Raw genomic sequence first — 19,491 nt, 5'->3', positions numbered from 1 at the left:
TTTAAATAGATTTTTTAGTTTTTGTCTTGATCAACAATTTTATTTGAAGCAATCCAAGGCATCATAGCTCTTAGTTTTTCACCAGTTTGCTCAATTCTTGAAGCTCTAGAATTTTTTCTTTCAGCGTTCATTCTTGGGTATCCAGCTTGACCTTCTAAGATAAAGTCTTTAGCAAATACACCGTTTTGAATCTCTTTTAAGATTTGTTTCATAGCAGCTTTAGACTCATCATTGATAACTCTAGGACCAGATACATAATCTCCATATTCAGCAGTATTTGAAATAGAATATCTCATATCTGCAATACCACCTTCATACATTAAGTCAACGATTAATTTTAACTCGTGTAAACACTCAAAGTATGCCATTTCTGGAGCATATCCAGCATCAACTAATGTTTCGAAACCAGCTTCAACTAAAGCAGTAGCTCCACCACATAATACAGCTTGCTCACCGAAAAGGTCAGTTTCTGTTTCATCTTTGAAAGTAGTTTCAATAATACCAGTTCTACCACCACCGATTGCAGAAGCATATGCTAAAGCAACATCTTTAGTATCTCCTGAAGCGTCTTGGTGAATAGCGATTAAGTCAGGAATTCCCCCACCTTTAGTAAACTCAGATCTTACAGTGTGACCTGGAGCTTTAGGTGCAACCATCATTACATTGATGTTAGCAGCTGGTGAAATTCTTCCGTAGTGAATATTAAATCCATGTCCAAATGATACATAAGCACCATCTTTTAAATTAGCTTTAATCTCATTTTCATAAATATCAGCTTGATTTTCATCTGGTAATAAAATCACAACAACATCAGCGCACGCAGTAGCTTCTGCAACTGTTTTAACTTCAAAACCTTTAGCTTCAGCTTTTGCCCATGATGAACCACCTTTTCTAAGACCAACAACAACTTCAACACCTGAATCTCTTAAGTTCTCAGCGTGTGCATGCCCTTGTGATCCGAATCCGATCATAGCAACTTTTTTTGATTTAATTAATTCGATATTACAATCTTTATCGTAGTAAACATTTAATGCCATTATAGTTCCTCTAGTAAATTTTGTTGGATTATATCTAAATAAAGTTAAATTTTAGGTAATTCTATTTTAAAACAAGCACCATTATAGGTTTTATTTTCATATTCAAAACTCTGATTACTAGCACTTAATAATCCTTTTACATTTTTTTCAATTATATATTTGCTCATATAAAGGCCTATTCCAGTTCCTTGAGATTTATGTTTTGTTGTAAAATATGGATCAAATATTTTTAATAAAACATGTTCATCTATCCCCCCAGCACTATCTGTTACCTCTATATTTATATTTTTAGTAGTTTCACTTACTTCGATTTTTACTATTCTCTCTTTTATCTCTCTTTCTATTAATATATCTTTTGCATTTGTTAAAATATTTAATAAAGCTTGTGATAATTCATTTGGGTAGCCTGTTATTTCGTATTTATCTTTTTTGTGTTCATAAATTATATTTATTGAATGATTTTTATATACAGCACTAGTAATTGACGTGGCGTTGTTTATTACATCAAGAATATTATATTTAACAAGTTTTTTATCTTGATTAAAAAAGCCTCTAAAATCTTCAATTGTTTGATTAAGAAATTTTACATATTTTACAATAGAATTGTGACAATCATCAACATCTTTTTCAGTGGCAATTTTTAACTCTCTTTGCAGTTGTATCGAAGTTACTGTTGTTAATATAGCAGATAAAGGTTGTCTCCACTGATGGGCAATATTTGCAATCATTTCCCCCAGTGCTGCAAATCTAGATTGTTGAATTAGTGCTCTTTCTTTATCTCTATTTTTTTTCACTTCCTCTTCAACTCTTTGTTCAAGATTTTCATTTAAAATTTGTAGCTCTTTTGTTTTCTCATCTACAAGCTCTTCAAGATTTTCATTAAGTTTTTTTAACTCTTTTTGTATTCTCATCTCTTCAGTTATATCATTTAATGTAACTATTACAATACTGTTTTCTTTGTCAAGTTGTTTTTTATTTGCAGTTATAGAAAAGTAGTGTGTTTTATTTTTTTTAGAAATTGCAACTTTATGTAAAACTTTTGGATTTTCTATTATATTTTCATACCAAACCATATCTTTATATATTTTATCAGTTATAAATTCATCACCCAGATTTTCATGTTCTTCAAAAAAATCGCATATACAAAGATGGTTTCTTTTAAAGTCATCAAAACTATCATAGTTATCAAAAAAATCAATTAATGCCTTATTTGCATCAATCATTTTTTCCCCATCACTAACAATAACAATATTCTCTTGGGAATCAAGTGTTCCTCTAGTAAACTGTTCTTGTCTTTGTAAAAGAGTTGTATTTTTATTGATTTGTATTGCTATAATTGTTCCAAGCAATATAGCAAATAGTATAAAGTTAATGATTAAGAAAAACTCTAAATTTGTATATTGGTTTTTTTGATCAACAAGTTTTTTTTCTATTTTTTCTAATTCAAGATTCCCTTCAAAAAGAAGTCTGTTGGCATTTTCAGTTATTCTTATAAAAAAAGCAGGAGTTCTTTTGTAGAATCTTTTTATTGTTCTATTTTGAAGCATAAAATTTTCTATATCGTTAGATTCTCTATTGTCTAACTGTTCAATAATTAATGAGTTTATTTTTTTTATCATATTTTTTAATTCTTGAACTTTTGGAGCTAATTCTATAACTTCAAGTGACGGAGTGTCATCTAATTTTTTATAATTTATGGTTTTTGTAGAGTTATAGTGCCCTTCAATATTTAATTTAATAACTCTTTCTACTTTTCCACCTTTATCCAAAACCTCTAAACATTTTTCAATAAACTCTATTTTCTCATCTATTCTTTTATTTAGACCTTCAAGACTTTTTTTACTTGATACTGTTGTGGCTAATTCATAAAAGTCAGACCTTATTTTATATATATCGTTGATAATAAATTCACCAATTTCAATTTTGGACTTAAGATTTTCTGTTTTTTTGTCCAAATCATCTATTAATTGTAGAAAAAAACTATGCAAAGAAACTAAGACAATCATCCCTATTACAAAAATTGCAATTAATAAAATAAGATGTTTTAATGTTTTATTTATTTTTGAGTTAACCAATATCTACCTAACAAATCCATATTTTTTCATAACTTTTTGTCCCTCTTTAGAACTAGAAAACTTTATAAATGCTTTCGCAATCTCTTTATTTTCTGAAAAACTTAAAAGAGAAATTACCAATTTCTTTCTAGGAGCAAGATTATCTGGCAAAGGAACAACATCAATATATTTTGAGTTTTCATCCCAATATGCACTTGCTCTCCAGTTAATTGTTAAATCAACATCCTCTTCAATAAGTGCACGATTTAAGTTTCTTGAATCTGTACCTATAAATATAGAGTTGTCATAGGCTTTATTTAAAAAAGATTCATCTTTATATTTTAAAAATATTTTTTTAGTTTCTCGACCAATACTTCCAGCTTCAGGATTACAAAGAATTGTCTTTATGTCTTTGTTGATAAAACTATTAAGACTTTTTATATTTAGTGGATTTCCTTTTCTGACAAATATAGCTGCTTTATTAAAACCTATCTCCTCTGCATCTAATAGGTAACCATCTTTTAAATTGTTTATTCTATAAGATTCACTTCCTGGTAAATATAAGTCACCTTTTTTTGAATATTTTAAAGATTCATATAAATCTTTTGAACTACCCTGCGAAACCTTAATTATACAATCATATTTTTTTTCAATAATTTTTGCTATCTCTTTCATTGGTTTAACCATTGTTATGCCCGTGTATAAAATAAGAATAGGTTTATTTGCATAAAGGTTAATAGACAAAATAAATGTTAAGAGTAATGAGAGTATGATTTTACTGAACAAAATACTCCTCCTTTTATTTTAGGGTATATTTTGTGATATATAACTATATAATATTAGCAAAAGTTATATTAAAATATATAGATAGTTTAAAGGTTTAAGAATTGTTTAATGAATTATTTAAAAAGATACAACAACATATAAAAGATTTTAATAAGCAAGAGATAGAAATATTAGAAGATTTCGTAAAAGATGGATTTATTGTAAAAAATGAAACTTATGAAATAAACTCAAAATATAGAGTTGGAATAGTAAAAATAGAAAAAAATAGAGCAGTACTTTGTGATTTACTTAATGAACATAAAAATATAAATTTAGATTTTGAACATCTAAATGGTGCCTATGATGGGGATTTAGTTCTTGCAAAAAGAGTTTTCAATCCAAGAAGTAAAATAAAAGCAAAAGTTGAAAAGGTTTTTTCAAATAGTAAAAAAAGTGAAATATTAGTTTATACAAAAGATAAAAGCTACTTTACCATAAAAGAATCTATAAAACTTCAAGCAAAAGTTGACAAAAACTTAAATGATGGGGATATTTTATTAATAGATAGTAAAAGCTTTGATGTTGTAAAAAACTTTGGAAATATAAGTGATAATAAAGTTGATGAGATAATATCTTTAAATTTATATTCAGAAGATTATAGAGTTACTACAAAAATTGATGTTGATGCTAAAATGGATGATGAAAAACAAAGGGTGGATTTAAGAGATTTACCTTTTTGTACTATTGATCCAAATACTGCAAAAGACCACGATGATGCAATATATTTTGACTGGGAGAATGCAGTTTTATATGTAGCAATTGCTGATGTTTCATATTTTGTAAAAGAGGGGAGTGAATTAGATAAATTAGCTTATAAAAAATCTACTTCTGCGTATCTACCTTCAAAAGTATTACCAATGCTTCCAAATGAATTAAGTGAAGATTTATGTTCATTAAAAGAGGGTGTTGATAGATACTCATATGTATTTAAAATATATTTAGATTTAGAAAAATTTGAAGTGAAAAAATCAGAACTATTTGAAGCTTTGATAAATTCTCACAAAAAATTTTCATATGGAAGAATTGACAGGGTTTTAGAAGAGAAGTTTGATACATATACTCAAACAGAGAAAAAAATATTTGATTATATTTTACCTTTATATGAAGTTACAAAGGCATTTAGAAAAAAAAGACTTGTAAAGGGATATGATTTTAGAAGTAGTGAGCATAGACTAAGATTAAAAAATGGAGAGATTCAAAGTGTAGAGATTGAAACATCATCCGCTTCACATCAATTAATAGAAGAGTGTATGCTTTTAGCAAATATTGAAGCTAGTAAAAAAGTAAATAGTGTAGGTATTTTTAGAATTCACGAAGAACCACCTTTTAAAGCAATATCAAAACTTGTAGATGATGTAAATGCCTTAGGGGTAAAAGTAAAATTACAAAATGATGTTCATACAACAATCACTCATATTCAAGAAAAAGCAAATAAAACAACACTACGTGAAGAGATTGATGAATTAATTATTCATTCCCAAACCCAAGCAAAATATAGTTCAAAAAACTTAGGACACTTTGGTTTAGGTTTTACATCATATTCACATTTTACAAGTCCAATTAGAAGATATTCTGATTTAGTTTTACATAGAATTTTAAAATCTAAACAAACTCCTAAAGATATAGATATTATTTGTGACCATATCTCAATTCAAGAGAGAAAAATTGATCAAATGGTTTGGGATTATGAAGATAGAAAATATGCAAGATGGGCTTTAAAAAATATAGGAAAAGAAGTAAAAGCAAAAATAACTGATACAGAAAGGGGTATAGCAGTTACTTATTCTGAGATAAGTGGAGCTAAAATATATCTAGATAACTATAAAGGGCAAACTCTTTTTAGTAAAATAAGAGTAGTTCTTAAATCAAGTGATTTAATCTCTAAAAAGATAATAGGGAGTGTGAAATATTAGTGTCTTAAACACTAATTATTGTATCACCACTTTTTATCCAATCACTTAAAAGCTCACCAGTATAATAAATATCAATATTACAAGCTTCTAAACCTTCTGCAATCTGCATATTTTCAGCACACTTTAGACAAGCTGTAACTTTTACACCATCATCTATCATAGCTTTAACTTTTTCTTGAATCTCTTTATCTTGAGAAATTAGTTTTTGACTAGTTCCCCAAACTAAAACAGAAACTTCTTCCATCCAGCCTTTAAGTTTAGCATTGTGAGCATATAAAAGTACCATATTTAAAGCTGTTTCTTTATTATCTGTAGTCCATAAAATTTTCGCTTCTTTTTGCATATCTAAACCTTTTAAGTAATTTTAAAAATTATAACATTGCTAACTTTTACTTTTATAAATATTTAAATCTAGTTACATTTATCTGTTAAATCTTTTAATTCCAAATTCAGAGCATTTGACGAGATATATACTTCCCAAAGAGAAATTGCAAGTGATATACACATAGTAATGAGACTTAAACCAAAGATTTTTTTTCCAACATCATTAAAACCTAAAAAAAGACAAAACATTGAAATAGTACATAAAAGTATAGATACCACTCCAAAAAACTGCATCCATTTTGTAAGTTCAAGTCTTTTTTTTAAGTTTGCAATTTGACCTTTGAATTCTCTGATTCCATCTTTTCTAGCTTGACTACTAAGGGCTCTGATTAATTGACCAGTTGTTAAAAATCTATTTGTATATGCCAAAAGTAGTAGTGAAATTGCAGGAAAAAGAAGTGCAGGTGTTGATATCTCAATATCCATATAATAAACCTTTTTTTTCGCAATTGTAACAAAAACAATTGGATATGAAAAGCATTTCTTGGATAATATTTTATATTAATAATATTTAATAAGGCTAAGTATGAGAATTTTACATGTACTGGCACAAAGACCAGGAAGAACAGGAAGTGGTGTTTTCCTTCAACAATTGTTTAAAGCAGGAGTTGAAAAAAAACATCAGCAAGCTATTCTTGCAGGAGTTCCTGTTAGTGAACAAAAAGAAGATATGACAGGGTTTGAATTAAATAATTTTTATCCAGTTTTGTTTGAAACTAAAGAGTTGCCATTCCCTGTTGTTGGAATGAGTGATGTTATGCCTTATAAAAGTACTAAATATAGTGATTTAAATGAGCAGATGTTTAAACTTTATGAGAAAGAGTTTAAAAAAGTCATAACACAAGCTGTTGAAGAGTTTAAACCTGATGTTGTAATCTGCAATCATATTTGGCTATTAAGTACATTTATAAAAGATTTATATCCAAATCTAAAAGTATTAACACTTTGTCATGGAACTGATTTAAGACAGTTAGAAAGAGCTCATCAATTTGTACCTTTATTAAAAAATAAGATTCCTAAATGCGATTATTTGTTTGCTTTAAATTCTGCACAAGCTGAAGAGATTAAAAAATTATATAATCTTCCTGATAGTAAAGTTATAACAAGTGGAAGTGGATATAACCCTGAGATGTTTTTCCCTATAAAAAGGGAAAAAAATGAAAAAATACAAATTGTATATGTGGGAAAAATCTGTAATGCTAAAGGAGTTCCTCATCTTATTAAAGCAATGGAAAATGTAAAAAAATATGAAAACATTGAATTAAACTTGATTGGAAATGGAACATCTAAAGAGAGTAATGAAATAATAAAAAGTATTGTAACATCAAAGGCAAATATCCGTTATTTAGGTTTAGTTCCTCAAAATGAGTTAGAGTCTATTTTAAGGTATAGTGATATTCTTGTTCTTCCCTCATTTTTTGAAGGTTTACCTTTGGTTGTTATTGAAGCTTTAGCTTCAGGAGCAAAAGTTATTTGTACAGATTTACCAGGACTTGATGCTTTCTTAGGTAATGAGTTAAAAGAACTTGGTGCAATAAGATATGTGAAAATGCCTAGGCTAAAAGATATTGATAAGCCTTTTGAAGAGGATATTAAAAGTTTTGAAGATGAGTTAAGTGAAAAAATTGATGAGCTTAGTTCTGAGATTTTAACAAATAAAAAATACAATATTCAAAGGGTAACAGAGTTGCTTAAAGATAAAACATGGGTAGGACTTTTTAATCGTTTGGAAAAACTATTTTAAAAGTACAAAAAAAGTAAATTTAGGCTAATATTTCATTATGTATAAAAACGAATTCGATAACTTATTAAATCAAAACAAAATTTTTAGTGCTTATATGTTTTATGGGCAATCTACTTTTTTGATTGACTACTATACTAGTCTTGTTGCAAATAGATTAGGTAGTCCAGATGAGATAGAAAAAATCTATTTTGATGATTTTGATTTTAAATATGCAAAAGATAAACTACTTCAGTCATCACTTTTTGCTTCAAACAATATTTTGATTATAAAATTAGAAAAGAAACTAAATAAAAAAGAGGTTACAACTTTAATAGAAGCTTGTAATACTAATCCTGATTCAAAAGTTATCTTTGCTTGTATGGATGATAGTGAATTTAAAACTATGGGTGGTTATTTTACTCAAAAACTAAATGCTGTTAGTGTACGTATGTTTTCACCATTTCCAAATGAAGCAATTAGACTTATTGAAAATCATGCAAAACAGTTAAATATGAAATATGAGATGTCTGCATTAAATAATCTATATTTTATGCATAGACAAGATTTATCTTTATGTATGAATGACTTAAAAAAACTTGCAATTTTAGATGCGACTATCACCCCTGATTTGGTTTATAAACACTGTTTTGGTATTGGTGCAGTTAATTTTGAAGACTTTTTACACAATCTTATAGCTTCTCAAGATATAAGTTTGGATTTGGAAACTCTTTTAGAAGAGGGGATAAATGAGATATATCTTTTAAATCAAGTAACATCTTTTGTACAACAACTATTTATGATTAGCTCTTATATTAGAGTTTTTGGAAGTGCAAATGCGAAAGAGATTTTAGGTTTTGTCCCTCCAAAAAATGTTTGGGAAAAGAAAAGTAGATTGGCTATGAACATAAAGCCAGAAAAATTTTCAGAGATAATTGATTATCTTCTTGAAGTAGAATTGGAATTAAAGTCTTCAAAAATCTCAAATCAAAATCTTTATTTACAAGCTTGTCTTAGGAAAATTTCAGTTTTAATTAGATAAAATCACAGACTTTACAAAAAACCTTGCTGATATTTGTAAAGATACCGGCACAATCTATAAGGAGATAATTAATGTCAAGAATCAAACATTATGAAACAATGTTTATTTTGAAGCCAACTCTTACTGAAGAAGAAACTAAGGCTCAAATCGATTTAGTTAAAGCTACAATCGAAAAAAATGGTGGTGAAATTTCATCTTGTGACGACATGGGAACAAGACAACTAGCTTATGAAATTCAAAAAAACAAAAGAGGTTACTATTTCGTAATTTACTTCAAAGGTTCAACTGAAGGAATCTTAGAAATAGAAAGAAACTATAGAATCAACGAAAATATTATGAGATTTATTTTCATTAAATATGAAAGTAAAAAAGAGATCGCTGCATGGACAAAAATGAGCGAAGAGGCAGCTAAAAAAGCTAACTAATCAAAATTTATAGGACATCTTATGTATAACAAAGTAGTAATGGTAGGAAACTTAACAAGAGATATTGAGCTTAGATATATGCCTAATGGTTCTGCATTAGCTAAATCAGCAATAGCTACAAGTCATAGATATAAGACTAATACTGGAGAGCAAAAAGAAGAAGTTTGCTTTTTAGATTTCAATATTTTTGGAAGAAGTGCCGAAGTTGCTAACCAATATTTAAGAAAAGGTTCTAAAGTTTTATTGGAAGGAAGATTAGTATTTGAACAATGGACTGCACAAGATGGTTCTAACAGAAGTAGACATGCTCTTAGAGTTGATACAATGAAAATGTTAGATACAAAAGCGGATTCACAAAATATGTCGGATAACCAAGGTTCTTATAACCAACAAAACAGTTATAACCAACAAGGTTCACAATACAATAATCAACAACAAGTTCCTCAACAAAATAATATGGGTCAAAATAATTATGGTGGTATGAATAACTCAGGTTCACATCAAATGCCTGAGCAAAGAATACCTGAAATCAATATTGATGATGATGAAATACCTTTCTAGAATATAAGGATTAAAAATGGCAGAAAGAAGAAAATACGGAAAAAAATATTGTAAATATACAGAGATGAAAATTGATTTCATTGATTACAAAAATGTAGATTTACTAAAAATATCTATGAGTGAAAGAGGTAAAATTATGCCTAGAAGACTTACAGGTAACTCTAAAAACTCACAAGAGATGGTAGAAAAAGCGATTAAAAGAGCAAGACACATGGCATTAGTTCCATATATTGTTGACACTCAAAACGTAACTGACGCAGCATACGTTAAATAATTATATTTTTAACCAACAAAAGGGAGATAGTCGACTATCTCCCTTTTTTTATGTTCAAAATAATTATATTTTTGATAATCATTATTAAGATTAATTTAATGAAAGCTTACTTATAATTTCTTTACTTAAGAAAAAAGGGATAAGCATGTTTGGAAAATTAATTTTAGGAAGTGCAATATTATCATGTTCACTTTTTGGTGCAAATGAGGTAAATATTTATTCTACAAGGCATTACGATACAGATAAAAAGCTGTTCAAAATGTTTGAAGAGAAAACGGGCATAAAAGTAAATGTTGTTAAAGCAAAGGCTTCTGCTTTAATTAATAGAATTAAAAATGAAGGTAAGAAATCTCCTGCTGATATTTTAATAACTGCTGATGCAGCAAGATTATATAAAGCTAAGACTGACGGAATTTTTCAAGCAATCAATTCAGATATTTTACTAAAGAATATTCCAGCTGAGTTAAGAGATGAAGATAATCAATGGTTTGGATTAACAAAAAGGTCAAGAGTTGCAGTTTATAAAATTGGTTCGGGAATAGAAAAAGAGTTATCAACTTATGAAGCTTTAGCTGATCCTAAATTCAAAGGTATGATTATGGTTAGATCATCAAATAATGCATATAATCAATCTTTATTAGCTGCAATCATTGCACATCATGGAGAAGAGTATGCTTTAAAATGGGCAAAAGGAATAGTAGCAAATATGGCTATGAAACCAAAAGGAAATGATAGATATCAAGTTAAATCTATAGCAAATGGGATAGGGAAAGTTGCAATTGCTAATACATATTATATTGGTAAAATGGTAGATAACAAAGATAAGTCACAAGCAGAGGCAGTAAAAAAAGTTAAAATTTTCTTCCCTAAATTTGAAAATGGTGGAACACATATTAATATTTCTGGTGGAGGAGTTGTTAAAACTGCACCAAATAAAGAAAATGCTATTAAATTTTTAGAATATATGGCATCAGCAGAAGCACAAAAACTATTTGCACAAGGAAATTTTGAGTATCCAGTATTAAAAGGTGTTAAAACCTCTGATTTAGTATCATCTTGGGGAACATTTAAAGCGGATAATATCTCAATCAATACTTTAGGTAAAAATAATGCCCAAGCTGTGAAAATATTTGATTTAGCTGGGTGGAAATAAAACTTAAATATTTGATAATATTTAAAACTCTAATCTAAAGGGAATAGTTCTTGCTATTCCCTTTTTATATATTAGTTATTATGATAATCGTTCTTATTATAAGAGGCAATTAAGCAAGATTTAATTACAATTTCAATAATTATTATTAAAAAAAGGTTAGATATGATAAAGAAAATATTATTAGGTGCACTCTTATTATCAACTTCAATTTTTGCAGCATCAGAAGTAAATGTATATTCTCATAGACATTATGATACAGATAAACAATTATTTAAAATGTTTGAAGAGAAAACAGGAATAAAAGTAAATGTAGTAAAAGCAGATGCTAATGCATTAATAAAAAGATTAACAAGTGAAGGTGACAAATCTCCAGCTGATGTTTTAATAACAGTTGACGCAGGAAGATTATATCAAGCAAAAAAATTAAATCTACTTCAATCAATTAGTTCAGACTACTTAATAAAAAATATCCCAGAAAACCTTAGAGATGAAGATAATGAATGGTTTGCTCTTACAAAAAGAGTTAGAGCTTTTGTAATACCAAAAGATAGTGACTTAGAAAATAAACTTAAAACTTATGAAGATTTAGTTAAACCAGAATTTAAAAGAATGATCATGGTTAGATCTTCAAGTCACATCTATAATCAATCAATGCTTGCAGCAGTTATTGCTCACCATGGAGAAGAGTATGCTTTAAAATGGGCAAAAGGTGTTGTAAAAAATATGAAAAGAAGACCTAGAGGTGATGATAGATATCAAGTAAAAGCTGTAGGTAATGGAATAGGTAAAATTGGTATTGTAAATACATATTATGTGGGTCAAATGACTGGTTCAAAAGATCTATCAGAACAAGAAGCTGTATCAAATGTAAAGGTTATATTTCCTACATTTGAAAATGGTGGAACACATATAAATGTAAGTGGTGTAGGGGTAACAAAATATGCTCCACACAAAGAAAATGCAGTTAAATTTATAGAATTTTTAGCAAGTCCTGAGGCTCAAAAATTATTTGCAAATGATAATTTTGAGTATCCAGTTGTAAAGGGTATGAATCTAAATCCAATTGTTGAAGCTTGGGGAACATATAATGATGATAAAATCTCTATAAATACTTTAGGTGAATACAATGCACTGGCAGTTAAAATTTTTGATGAAGCTGGATGGAGATAAGAAGGCACATTGAAGATATTTAACAAACTAACAATAAGTAGTGTTCTTTTAACACTACTTGTTTCAATTCCAGCACTAATACTTATCTCTCATATTTTTGCAAAAAGTGAAAATTGGCAACACTTAGTTGATACAGTACTATTTACATATATTTACAACTCTTTATATATAATGTTTGGGGTTGCATTATTAACAAGTATTATGGGTTTTTCAACTGCATATATTACCACTTTTTATAAATTCAAAGGCTCAAAGTTTTTTCACTATGCCTTAATCTTACCTTTTGCAATACCAACATATATTATGTCATATATTTATGGAGGGATGTTTGATATCACAGGAAGTGTTACTACTTTTATCTTAGATATTATGGGTAAAAGCTTAGATGAAGTAAACTTCTTTGATATTATGTCAATAGAGGGTGCAATAATCATCATGTCTTTGGTTCTTTACCCTTATGTATATTTAATCTCTAAAACATATTTAAAAGCAGAGTCTTCATCTATTATTGATGCCTCAAGAACAATGGGTTTATCAAATTTCCAGATTTTTTATAAAGTTATTATTCCAATTTCAAGACCAGCAATTATTGCAGGGGTAATTTTAGCTGTAATGGAAGCTGTGGCTGATTTTGGTGTAATGGATTATTATGGAGTACCAACTTTTGTTACTGGTATTTTTAGAACTTGGCTTGGAATGGGTAGCGTTGAAGATGCTTCAAAATTAGCTTCTATGCTTATGCTTTTTATATTTTTACTTATATTTATTGAGAGATTTCAAAGAAGAAATAAACAATATAAAAGTAGTGGAAAAGATTTTAAACCAATTATAAAACAAAAACTAAGTGGTGTAAAAGAATTACTTGCAATATTAGCTTGTTTTATTCCATTCTTTTTTGGATTTTTACTTCCATTTACACAAATGAGTTATTGGTTTTACATCTCTTATGAAGATATTATAGATGATGATTTTCTTAGAATTTTACTTCAAACTTTATCTTTAGGGGTATTTACTTCTATACTTATTACAATATTGGCTTTTATTATTACATATAATGTAAGAGTTCACAAAAGCAAAATTGCAGAATATTTAGTACAAATTGTAAAACTTGGTTATTCAATTCCAGGAGCTGTTGTTGCAGTTGGAATATTAAGCTTTTTTAGTGTGATTGATAAAGGGCTTGATATACTTTTAAGTGGAACTATTGTTGCTATTATATTTGGTTATGTGGTTAGATTTTTAGCGATTTCAATTAATAATTATGAGTCAGGTTTTAGTAAAATTCCTAAAACTTATGATGATGCTTGTAAAACTATGCAAATTGGAGGTTTTCAAACCTTCTTTAAGATGATTTTTCCACTTCTAAGAAGTTCAATATTAGTAAGTATTATTATAGTGTTTATTGAGGTTATGAAAGAGTTACCTCTTACTATGATTTTAAGACCTTTTAATTTTGATACACTTCCAGTTTTATCTTATGAGTTGGTAAATCAATCACAAATTATAGAATCAAGTGTTCCAGCTATGTTTATAGTTTTATTTGGGATTATTTCAGTCTTGATTTTAGCAAAAAAAATGGTTAAGGATTAGTATGGTTGGAGTTAGTATAAAAGACTTTTCAATCTCTTTTGGAAATACGAAGATTTTAGAAGATATCTCTTTTGATGTGTTACAAGGTGAAATTGTAACTATTTTAGGACCTAGTGGTTGTGGTAAGAGTACTATTTTAAGAAGTATTGCTTCTTTACAAGATGAATATAGTGGAGAGATTCTTATAAATGACCATTGTTTACTAAAAGATGGAAGAAGAGAGTGTCACAAAGATATTGGTTATATTTTCCAAGACTATGCACTTTTCCCCCATTTAAATGTAAGAGAGAATATTGAGTTTGCTTTATATAGATTAAAAGCATTAGAAAAACAAAAAAGAGTAGATAGTTTATTAAAGCAGTTTGACTTAGTTGAACATAGAAATAAACAAATCCATGAGTTAAGTGGTGGACAACAACAAAGGGTTTCTATAGCAAGAGTTTTAGCTTATGAACCAAAAGTTATCCTACTTGATGAACCTTTTTCAAACCTTGATTCTATACTTAGAAATAAAACAAAAATCTGGTTAAAAAAACTTATAAAAGATATGGGATTAAGTGCAATACTTGTAACCCATGATCAAAAAGAAGCTTTAAGTATGTCAGATAAAATAGCTATAATCCATAATAAAAAGATTGAGCAATATGGAACACCTCAAGAGTTGTTCAATAATCCAAGTTCTCTATATGTTGCAAACTTTTTAAATAAAATAAATCAGCTTCCAAAAGCATTAGCAGAATCTTTTGGAGTTTCTATTGATGAAAATAGCGTTCCTATTATCTCAATAGATAAAATTGAAGTAAGTAGTAAAGAAACTGAAATTAAAGGGCTTATTCAAGATATCTCATTTTGTGGAGATTATTATGAGTTGGAAATTATTTTAGAAGATTTTGACAGCGTTGAAATTTTGGTTAAGACAACAAAAGCAATGTTTGATAATAATCAAACAGAATGCTTTTTAAATATAAATAAAGAGGATATCAAAGTAGTAAGAAAAACTGTTTAGTTATTATTACTTACTACTACTTCCTCTTCATCAATTCTTGGATCTAACATTGTTAATTCAGGACCAGAAGTTACTGGGATATTAACGAAAGTACTTCTTTCATCATCGGCGATTCTTTTCTTAGATAAGGCATAAAATGTTAAATAAATACCAATTGCAAAGTAGATTACAAACATAGAGTATTCATAATATTTTAATAATATACCAATTACAAGTGGTCCTATAAAAGAACCAATTCCATATGTGAATAGAAGTGTTCTACTAATCTCAAGTAAGTCACTATCTTCATCTAAAACGTCATTTGCTCTTGCAACACTTAAAGGATAGATTGTAAAGATTGTAAGACCTAATAAAAATGCGCAAATGTAAATATATGTAATATTACCTTGAGTAAATAAAAATAAAATAGAAGTTATTGAAGTTATGGCTGCTACCCATGATATAAGTTTTCTTCTACCAAACTTGTCTGATAATATTCCAACTGGCCATTGTGATACAAGCCCACCAAGAATAGCAATTGACATAAAATAAGAAACTATCTCAATAGAATTAAACTTTGTAAGAATATACACTGGTGCCATAGTAAAAAATGAACCTACAATAAATCCTCCTAAAAAACTAGAAGTTGTAGCAAGAGGAACAACTGAATATACTTTGGGAATAGAAAATCTTTCAAAAGGTTTTAATGTTGGTTCTTTAATTTTTGTTAAAGAGATAAAAAGAATAGAAAAAAGTATAAGCACTGAACCTATAGTAAAAATAGATTGTTTAAAGTTTTCATCAACATTTAAAAATAGTTGTCCTAAGGCAGTTGACAAGTAAAATATAATTGTATAAACTGCTAATACTTTTCCTCTTGAATCTTGAGTACTCTTTTCATTTAGCCAACTTTCTAAAATAATTAATAAACTATAAAATGAAAAACCAGAAATTGCTCTAAGTACAGCCCATAAATATTCATTGAAAAATACAGAGTGTAATAAAAATGAGATAACCATGATAGCTGCAAATGTTGCAAAACTTCTAATATGCCCAACTGCTGAAATAATACTTTGACTAAATATTGAAGAGCATACCGCACCTAAAAAGAATGAAGCATTAATAATAGCAATTGCTATATCATTTATACCTTGTTCTTTTAAATATACACCAATAAATGTTAAAATCATACCATAACCAATTGCTAAAAAAGTTATTGCAAAAAATAGGGAAGATATTGCCATAATAGAGAATTTGTTTTGTTCGAACATATTCTTCTCCTTTAAATAAATTATGAAAATCGAAAACCCAAATAATATATAATTTTTGTTGAAATAAAAGTAAAAGTGAGTACTATAAAAAGAATTTAAATCTTTTTATAGTTTTTCCCAAACTACACCGTTTGGAGTGTCCATAATTGAAACACCTAAAGTTGTGATTTCATCTCTGATTTTATCAGCAGTTTCAAAATCTTTTTCTTTTTTAGCTTGTGTTCTTTTTTCGATTAGAGATTCAATATTTTCAATATCCTCTTTTGAGATACCAAACTGAAAATATTTATAAGCATCTTCAAATCCAATACCAATAATCTCATCAATAAACTCAAAAGTAGCCACTAGCTCTTTTTTAAAGTTTTTGTTTTTTGGTTCTTTATCTAAAGTTTCATTTGCTTTGTTGATATATTCATCTATGATTGAGATAGCTTTTGCTGTATTTAAATCATCATTTAAAGCAGACAAAATACTCTCTTTAAAATCTTTATTTACAGCTGATTTACCTAAACCATAAACTCTTTTTTTAACTCTATATAGTTTGTCTAATCTTTTTTTAGAAGAGATTAAATCCTCTTCATTGAAATTAAAGTTTGCTCTATATTGTGCTGTTAAAAGATAAAATCTTACAACTTCACCTGAGTATGATTTTAAAATATCTTTTAGGAAAAATGAATTCCCTAAAGATTTACTCATTTTTTCTCCATCAATAGTTACAAAACCATTATGCATCCAGTATTTTGCTAAGTGTGCTTTTGTTGAGCATCTAGTTTGTGCTGCTTCATTTTCATGGTGAGGAAAAAGTAAATCTGCTCCACCACCATGAATATCTATTTGATAAGCTTCATCTTTGTATGCAAGATGTTTATTTATCATAGCACTACACTCTATATGCCATCCTGGACGTCCCTTCCCAAAAGGTGATTCATAAGCTACATCGTTTTGTTTTTCAAATTTCCAAAGAGCAAAATCACTTGGATTTCTTTTTTCAGTATTTGCTTCAACCCTAGCAATTGAGTTTTCATCGCTTGCTCTGTGTGAAAGTGAACCATAGTGTTCATCTTTTGATACATCAAAATAAACACCATCTGAAATTTTATATGCAATATCTTTATTCATCAAATCTTCAATCATCTCAATCATGATTTGAAGATTTTCAGTAGCTTTTGGCTCAAAGCTGTTTGGTAAGATATTTAAATCTTGCATATCACTTTTATATTTATTTATATATTCACTTGTGATATCTTCTAAACTTCTATTTGATTCATGCATTTTTTTGATGATTTTATCATCAATATCTGTAAAGTTTTTGGTCATAGTTACTTTGTAACCATTCGCTTTTAAAACTCTGTGAAGAAGGTCAAATGCAATTGCACTTCTAGCATGACCTAAATGTGAATCATCATAAACTGTTGGTCCACACACATAAACTTTTACATCATTGCCTTTTATTGGTTCAAAAAGAACTTTCTCTTTTTTAACCGAATCAAATATAGTTAATCTTGCCATTATTTAAATAGTGCCTCTAAACTTGCTGTATCTGTAGTTTTTTCTTGTTCTTGAGTTTCAGAATTGTTTCCTCCAACAGGAGCGCCACCAATCTCTTTTAACTCAATATCATATTTTGTAAGCATTGAAGCTAGTCTAATATTTAACCCAGCTTTTCCAATCGCTTTAGATTTTTGGTCACTTGGAATTGTAACAACAGCTTTACCTTTTTCATTTCCTTCTGCATGTTTTTCAATTTTTACACTTGAAATGATTGCTGGACTTAAAGCTCTTGCTATGAACATCTCAGGTACATTTGAGTATTCAACACAATCAATGTTTTCTCCACTTAATTGTCTTGAAACTGCTCCAATTCTAACCCCTTTAACTCCTACAATTGAACCAATTGGGTCAACTGTAGCATCAGTAGTAGATAAAGCAATTTTAGCTCTACTTCCAGGGATTCTGGCACTTGCTTCAATGGCAATAATCTCATCTTTTAATTCAGGAACTTCAGATTTTAAAAGTGATTCTAAAAATTTAGGGCTTGTTCTTGAAATCTCAACAACCAAACCATTTGTTTTATCAATATTTACACCTCTAACAACTGCTTTTACAGTATCACCAACTTTAAAAGATTCCCCTTTAATTCTACTTTTTCTAGGAAGCATACCTTTAACTTCACCAATCTCTACAAAGGTGTTTTCTTGTCTATCAACTCTTGTTACACTACCACTGATAGTTTTTCCTATTTTATTTTTATATTTACTTAAAAGTGATTCTTCTAAAAATCTTTGTACTCTATATTCGAAGTTATTATGTAAGATTGTAGCGGCATTTCTACCCATGTTTTCAAATTCTAAATCATAGTTTACAAAATCTCCAACTTCTAGAGACTCATCAATTTTTTTAGCTTCATCTATTGATATATAGTTTTCTTTACTTATAATATTTTCATATTCATCAAGACCATCTTCATTTAATCTTTCATCATCATTTGGAACAACTTCAATTTTTTGAAATAGTTCTAATTTTTTATTTGGTCTATCAATCTCTGCATCGAATCTTAGTGTAGAATCTACCATTTTTTCAGCAGTTTTAATTAATGCTTCTTTTAATGCATTTTCAACATCTTCAATTTTTAAGCCTTTTTCATAGGCGATAGAATCTAAAATATCTATAATTTTGTCCATTGGTTACCTTCTTAATTTTTGACATTGAAATGTAAAGTTTTGATTTTCAATGTAGAGTAGAACAATATTTTAGCTTAAAAGAGCTTTTATTCAAATTAAAGCAATTTTAAGATAAACTATTTAGCTAATTTAATAAAAAGGTTTAATGAGATGGAATTATTATTCGCAAGAAACGAACTAACTGAAAAACCGAAAAAAGTTCAACTTGATAAGATAAAAGAAGAGTTACAAAAAGATGGAGAAAAAATATTTTATTTTGATAGAGATAACTCTCATAAAGATATGATGTCTTTAGTTGATTCTTTAGAAGATGAAGGTTACAACGTATACTTTAGAGAAGTAAAATATGGTCTTGCAGATGATGAATATATGTATGAGGTTCATGCTCTGTAATTTTACAAAAGCG

19 protein-coding genes are annotated in these 19,491 nt (G+C 28.3%); 11 read left to right on the top strand and 8 right to left on the bottom strand.

Annotated features, from left to right (window positions below; translation table 11 throughout):
* Positions 1-14 precede the first annotated feature (14 nt).
* The 3 genes from ilvC to ACKU3H_RS01225 are packed head-to-tail and all read right to left on the bottom strand — an operon-like array spanning position 15 to position 3,778.
* Positions 15-1,037 carry a ketol-acid reductoisomerase gene (gene ilvC, locus ACKU3H_RS01235; protein ID WP_320035159.1) on the bottom strand — a complete coding sequence of 341 codons (1,023 nt, stop codon included), beginning with the start codon at positions 1,035-1,037 and terminating at the stop codon, positions 15-17.
* Between the two features lie 44 nt (positions 1,038-1,081).
* The gene (locus ACKU3H_RS01230) at positions 1,082-3,112 is read right to left on the bottom strand and encodes a HAMP domain-containing sensor histidine kinase (protein WP_320035158.1); all 2,031 of its coding nucleotides are present in this window, start codon (positions 3,110-3,112) and stop codon (positions 1,082-1,084) included.
* A gap of 3 nt (positions 3,113-3,115) precedes the next feature.
* The gene (locus ACKU3H_RS01225) at positions 3,116-3,778 is read right to left on the bottom strand and encodes a substrate-binding domain-containing protein (protein WP_320035157.1); all 663 of its coding nucleotides are present in this window, start codon (positions 3,776-3,778) and stop codon (positions 3,116-3,118) included.
* Between the two features lie 200 nt (positions 3,779-3,978).
* Between ACKU3H_RS01225 and ACKU3H_RS01220 the strand changes: the two genes are divergently transcribed.
* Positions 3,979-5,829 carry an RNB domain-containing ribonuclease gene (locus tag ACKU3H_RS01220; protein ID WP_320035156.1) on the top strand — a complete coding sequence of 617 codons (1,851 nt, stop codon included), beginning with the start codon at positions 3,979-3,981 and terminating at the stop codon, positions 5,827-5,829.
* Positions 5,830-5,833: 4 nt separating this feature from the next.
* On the opposite strand, the gene ACKU3H_RS01215 is transcribed toward ACKU3H_RS01220, so the two are convergent.
* Positions 5,834-6,172, bottom strand: coding sequence for a DsrE family protein (locus ACKU3H_RS01215; RefSeq protein WP_320035155.1), 339 nt, complete (start codon positions 6,170-6,172; stop codon positions 5,834-5,836).
* Positions 6,173-6,240: 68 nt separating this feature from the next.
* Positions 6,241-6,639, bottom strand: a complete 399-nt coding sequence (locus ACKU3H_RS01210) for a DUF2721 domain-containing protein (protein WP_320035154.1) — start codon at positions 6,637-6,639, stop codon at positions 6,241-6,243.
* Positions 6,640-6,739: 100 nt separating this feature from the next.
* On the opposite strand from ACKU3H_RS01210, the gene ACKU3H_RS01205 reads away from it, so the two are divergent.
* From ACKU3H_RS01205 to ACKU3H_RS01165, 9 genes are all read left to right on the top strand, one after another.
* Positions 6,740-7,957 carry a glycosyltransferase family 4 protein gene (locus tag ACKU3H_RS01205; protein ID WP_320035153.1) on the top strand — a complete coding sequence of 406 codons (1,218 nt, stop codon included), beginning with the start codon at positions 6,740-6,742 and terminating at the stop codon, positions 7,955-7,957.
* A 37-nt stretch (positions 7,958-7,994) separates the two neighbouring features.
* Positions 7,995-8,975, top strand: coding sequence for a DNA polymerase III subunit delta (gene holA, locus ACKU3H_RS01200; protein ID WP_320035152.1), 981 nt, complete (start codon positions 7,995-7,997; stop codon positions 8,973-8,975).
* A 71-nt stretch (positions 8,976-9,046) separates the two neighbouring features.
* Positions 9,047-9,400, top strand: coding sequence for a 30S ribosomal protein S6 (gene rpsF / locus ACKU3H_RS01195; protein WP_320035151.1), 354 nt, complete (start codon positions 9,047-9,049; stop codon positions 9,398-9,400).
* Positions 9,401-9,421: 21 nt separating this feature from the next.
* The gene (locus tag ACKU3H_RS01190; RefSeq protein WP_320035150.1) at positions 9,422-9,961 is read left to right on the top strand and encodes a single-stranded DNA-binding protein; all 540 of its coding nucleotides are present in this window, start codon (positions 9,422-9,424) and stop codon (positions 9,959-9,961) included.
* Positions 9,962-9,977: 16 nt separating this feature from the next.
* Complete coding sequence (rpsR, locus tag ACKU3H_RS01185; protein WP_320035149.1) at positions 9,978-10,235, top strand: 30S ribosomal protein S18; 258 nt, start codon at positions 9,978-9,980, stop codon at positions 10,233-10,235.
* A 145-nt stretch (positions 10,236-10,380) separates the two neighbouring features.
* Positions 10,381-11,388, top strand: coding sequence for a Fe(3+) ABC transporter substrate-binding protein (locus ACKU3H_RS01180; protein WP_320035148.1), 1,008 nt, complete (start codon positions 10,381-10,383; stop codon positions 11,386-11,388).
* A 162-nt stretch (positions 11,389-11,550) separates the two neighbouring features.
* A complete protein-coding gene (locus ACKU3H_RS01175) occupies positions 11,551-12,558 on the top strand; it encodes a Fe(3+) ABC transporter substrate-binding protein (RefSeq protein ID WP_320035147.1) in 1,008 nt (335 codons plus the stop codon).
* Positions 12,559-12,567: 9 nt separating this feature from the next.
* Entirely contained in the window at positions 12,568-14,148 is a 1,581-nt protein-coding gene (locus ACKU3H_RS01170) for an iron ABC transporter permease (RefSeq protein ID WP_320035146.1), read from the top strand.
* Between the two features lies 1 nt (position 14,149).
* The gene (locus ACKU3H_RS01165; RefSeq protein ID WP_320035145.1) at positions 14,150-15,154 is read left to right on the top strand and encodes an ABC transporter ATP-binding protein; all 1,005 of its coding nucleotides are present in this window, start codon (positions 14,150-14,152) and stop codon (positions 15,152-15,154) included.
* Here ACKU3H_RS01165 and ACKU3H_RS01160 read toward each other — a convergent pair.
* The 3 genes from ACKU3H_RS01160 to nusA all read right to left on the bottom strand — a co-directional run bounded on the left by ACKU3H_RS01160 (position 15,151) and on the right by nusA (position 19,085).
* Entirely contained in the window at positions 15,151-16,404 is a 1,254-nt protein-coding gene (locus ACKU3H_RS01160; protein WP_320035144.1) for an MFS transporter, read from the bottom strand. The genes ACKU3H_RS01165 and ACKU3H_RS01160 overlap by 4 nt on opposite strands.
* Positions 16,405-16,509: 105 nt before the next feature.
* Positions 16,510-17,913: a cysteine--tRNA ligase gene (cysS, locus tag ACKU3H_RS01155; protein ID WP_320035143.1), complete on the bottom strand. Its 1,404-nt coding sequence runs from the start codon at positions 17,911-17,913 to the stop codon at positions 16,510-16,512.
* Positions 17,913-19,085 carry a transcription termination factor NusA gene (gene nusA, locus ACKU3H_RS01150; protein ID WP_320035142.1) on the bottom strand — a complete coding sequence of 391 codons (1,173 nt, stop codon included), beginning with the start codon at positions 19,083-19,085 and terminating at the stop codon, positions 17,913-17,915. The genes cysS and nusA overlap by 1 nt, the downstream gene beginning before the upstream one ends.
* 150 nt (positions 19,086-19,235) lie before the next feature.
* On the opposite strand from nusA, the gene ACKU3H_RS01145 reads away from it, so the two are divergent.
* Positions 19,236-19,478, top strand: a complete 243-nt coding sequence (locus tag ACKU3H_RS01145; RefSeq protein ID WP_320035141.1) for an HP0268 family nuclease — start codon at positions 19,236-19,238, stop codon at positions 19,476-19,478.
* The last annotated feature ends 13 nt before the right edge of the window (positions 19,479-19,491 follow it).

Source organism: Halarcobacter sp., assembly GCF_963675975.1.
In the GTDB taxonomy this organism is placed as follows: domain Bacteria; phylum Campylobacterota; class Campylobacteria; order Campylobacterales; family Arcobacteraceae; genus Halarcobacter.
The sequence above is the reverse complement of the archived record's forward strand: the minus strand, read 5'-3'. Positions and strand labels throughout refer to the sequence as shown.

Coding starts and splice junctions, on each gene's coding strand:
- ilvC (WP_320035159.1), bottom strand. CDS start 1,037: ATGGCATTAAATGTTTACTACGATAAAGATTGTAATATCGAATTAATT.
- ACKU3H_RS01225 (WP_320035157.1), bottom strand. CDS start 3,778: ATGGTTAAACCAATGAAAGAGATAGCAAAAATTATTGAAAAAAAATAT.
- ACKU3H_RS01215 (WP_320035155.1), bottom strand. CDS start 6,172: ATGCAAAAAGAAGCGAAAATTTTATGGACTACAGATAATAAAGAAACA.
- ACKU3H_RS01210 (WP_320035154.1), bottom strand. CDS start 6,639: ATGGATATTGAGATATCAACACCTGCACTTCTTTTTCCTGCAATTTCA.
- ACKU3H_RS01205 (WP_320035153.1), top strand. CDS start 6,740: ATGAGAATTTTACATGTACTGGCACAAAGACCAGGAAGAACAGGAAGT.
- holA (WP_320035152.1), top strand. CDS start 7,995: ATGTATAAAAACGAATTCGATAACTTATTAAATCAAAACAAAATTTTT.
- rpsF (WP_320035151.1), top strand. CDS start 9,047: ATGTCAAGAATCAAACATTATGAAACAATGTTTATTTTGAAGCCAACT.
- ACKU3H_RS01190 (WP_320035150.1), top strand. CDS start 9,422: ATGTATAACAAAGTAGTAATGGTAGGAAACTTAACAAGAGATATTGAG.
- rpsR (WP_320035149.1), top strand. CDS start 9,978: ATGGCAGAAAGAAGAAAATACGGAAAAAAATATTGTAAATATACAGAG.
- ACKU3H_RS01180 (WP_320035148.1), top strand. CDS start 10,381: ATGTTTGGAAAATTAATTTTAGGAAGTGCAATATTATCATGTTCACTT.
- ACKU3H_RS01175 (WP_320035147.1), top strand. CDS start 11,551: ATGATAAAGAAAATATTATTAGGTGCACTCTTATTATCAACTTCAATT.
- ACKU3H_RS01165 (WP_320035145.1), top strand. CDS start 14,150: ATGGTTGGAGTTAGTATAAAAGACTTTTCAATCTCTTTTGGAAATACG.
- ACKU3H_RS01160 (WP_320035144.1), bottom strand. CDS start 16,404: ATGTTCGAACAAAACAAATTCTCTATTATGGCAATATCTTCCCTATTT.
- cysS (WP_320035143.1), bottom strand. CDS start 17,913: ATGGCAAGATTAACTATATTTGATTCGGTTAAAAAAGAGAAAGTTCTT.
- nusA (WP_320035142.1), bottom strand. CDS start 19,085: ATGGACAAAATTATAGATATTTTAGATTCTATCGCCTATGAAAAAGGC.
- ACKU3H_RS01145 (WP_320035141.1), top strand. CDS start 19,236: ATGGAATTATTATTCGCAAGAAACGAACTAACTGAAAAACCGAAAAAA.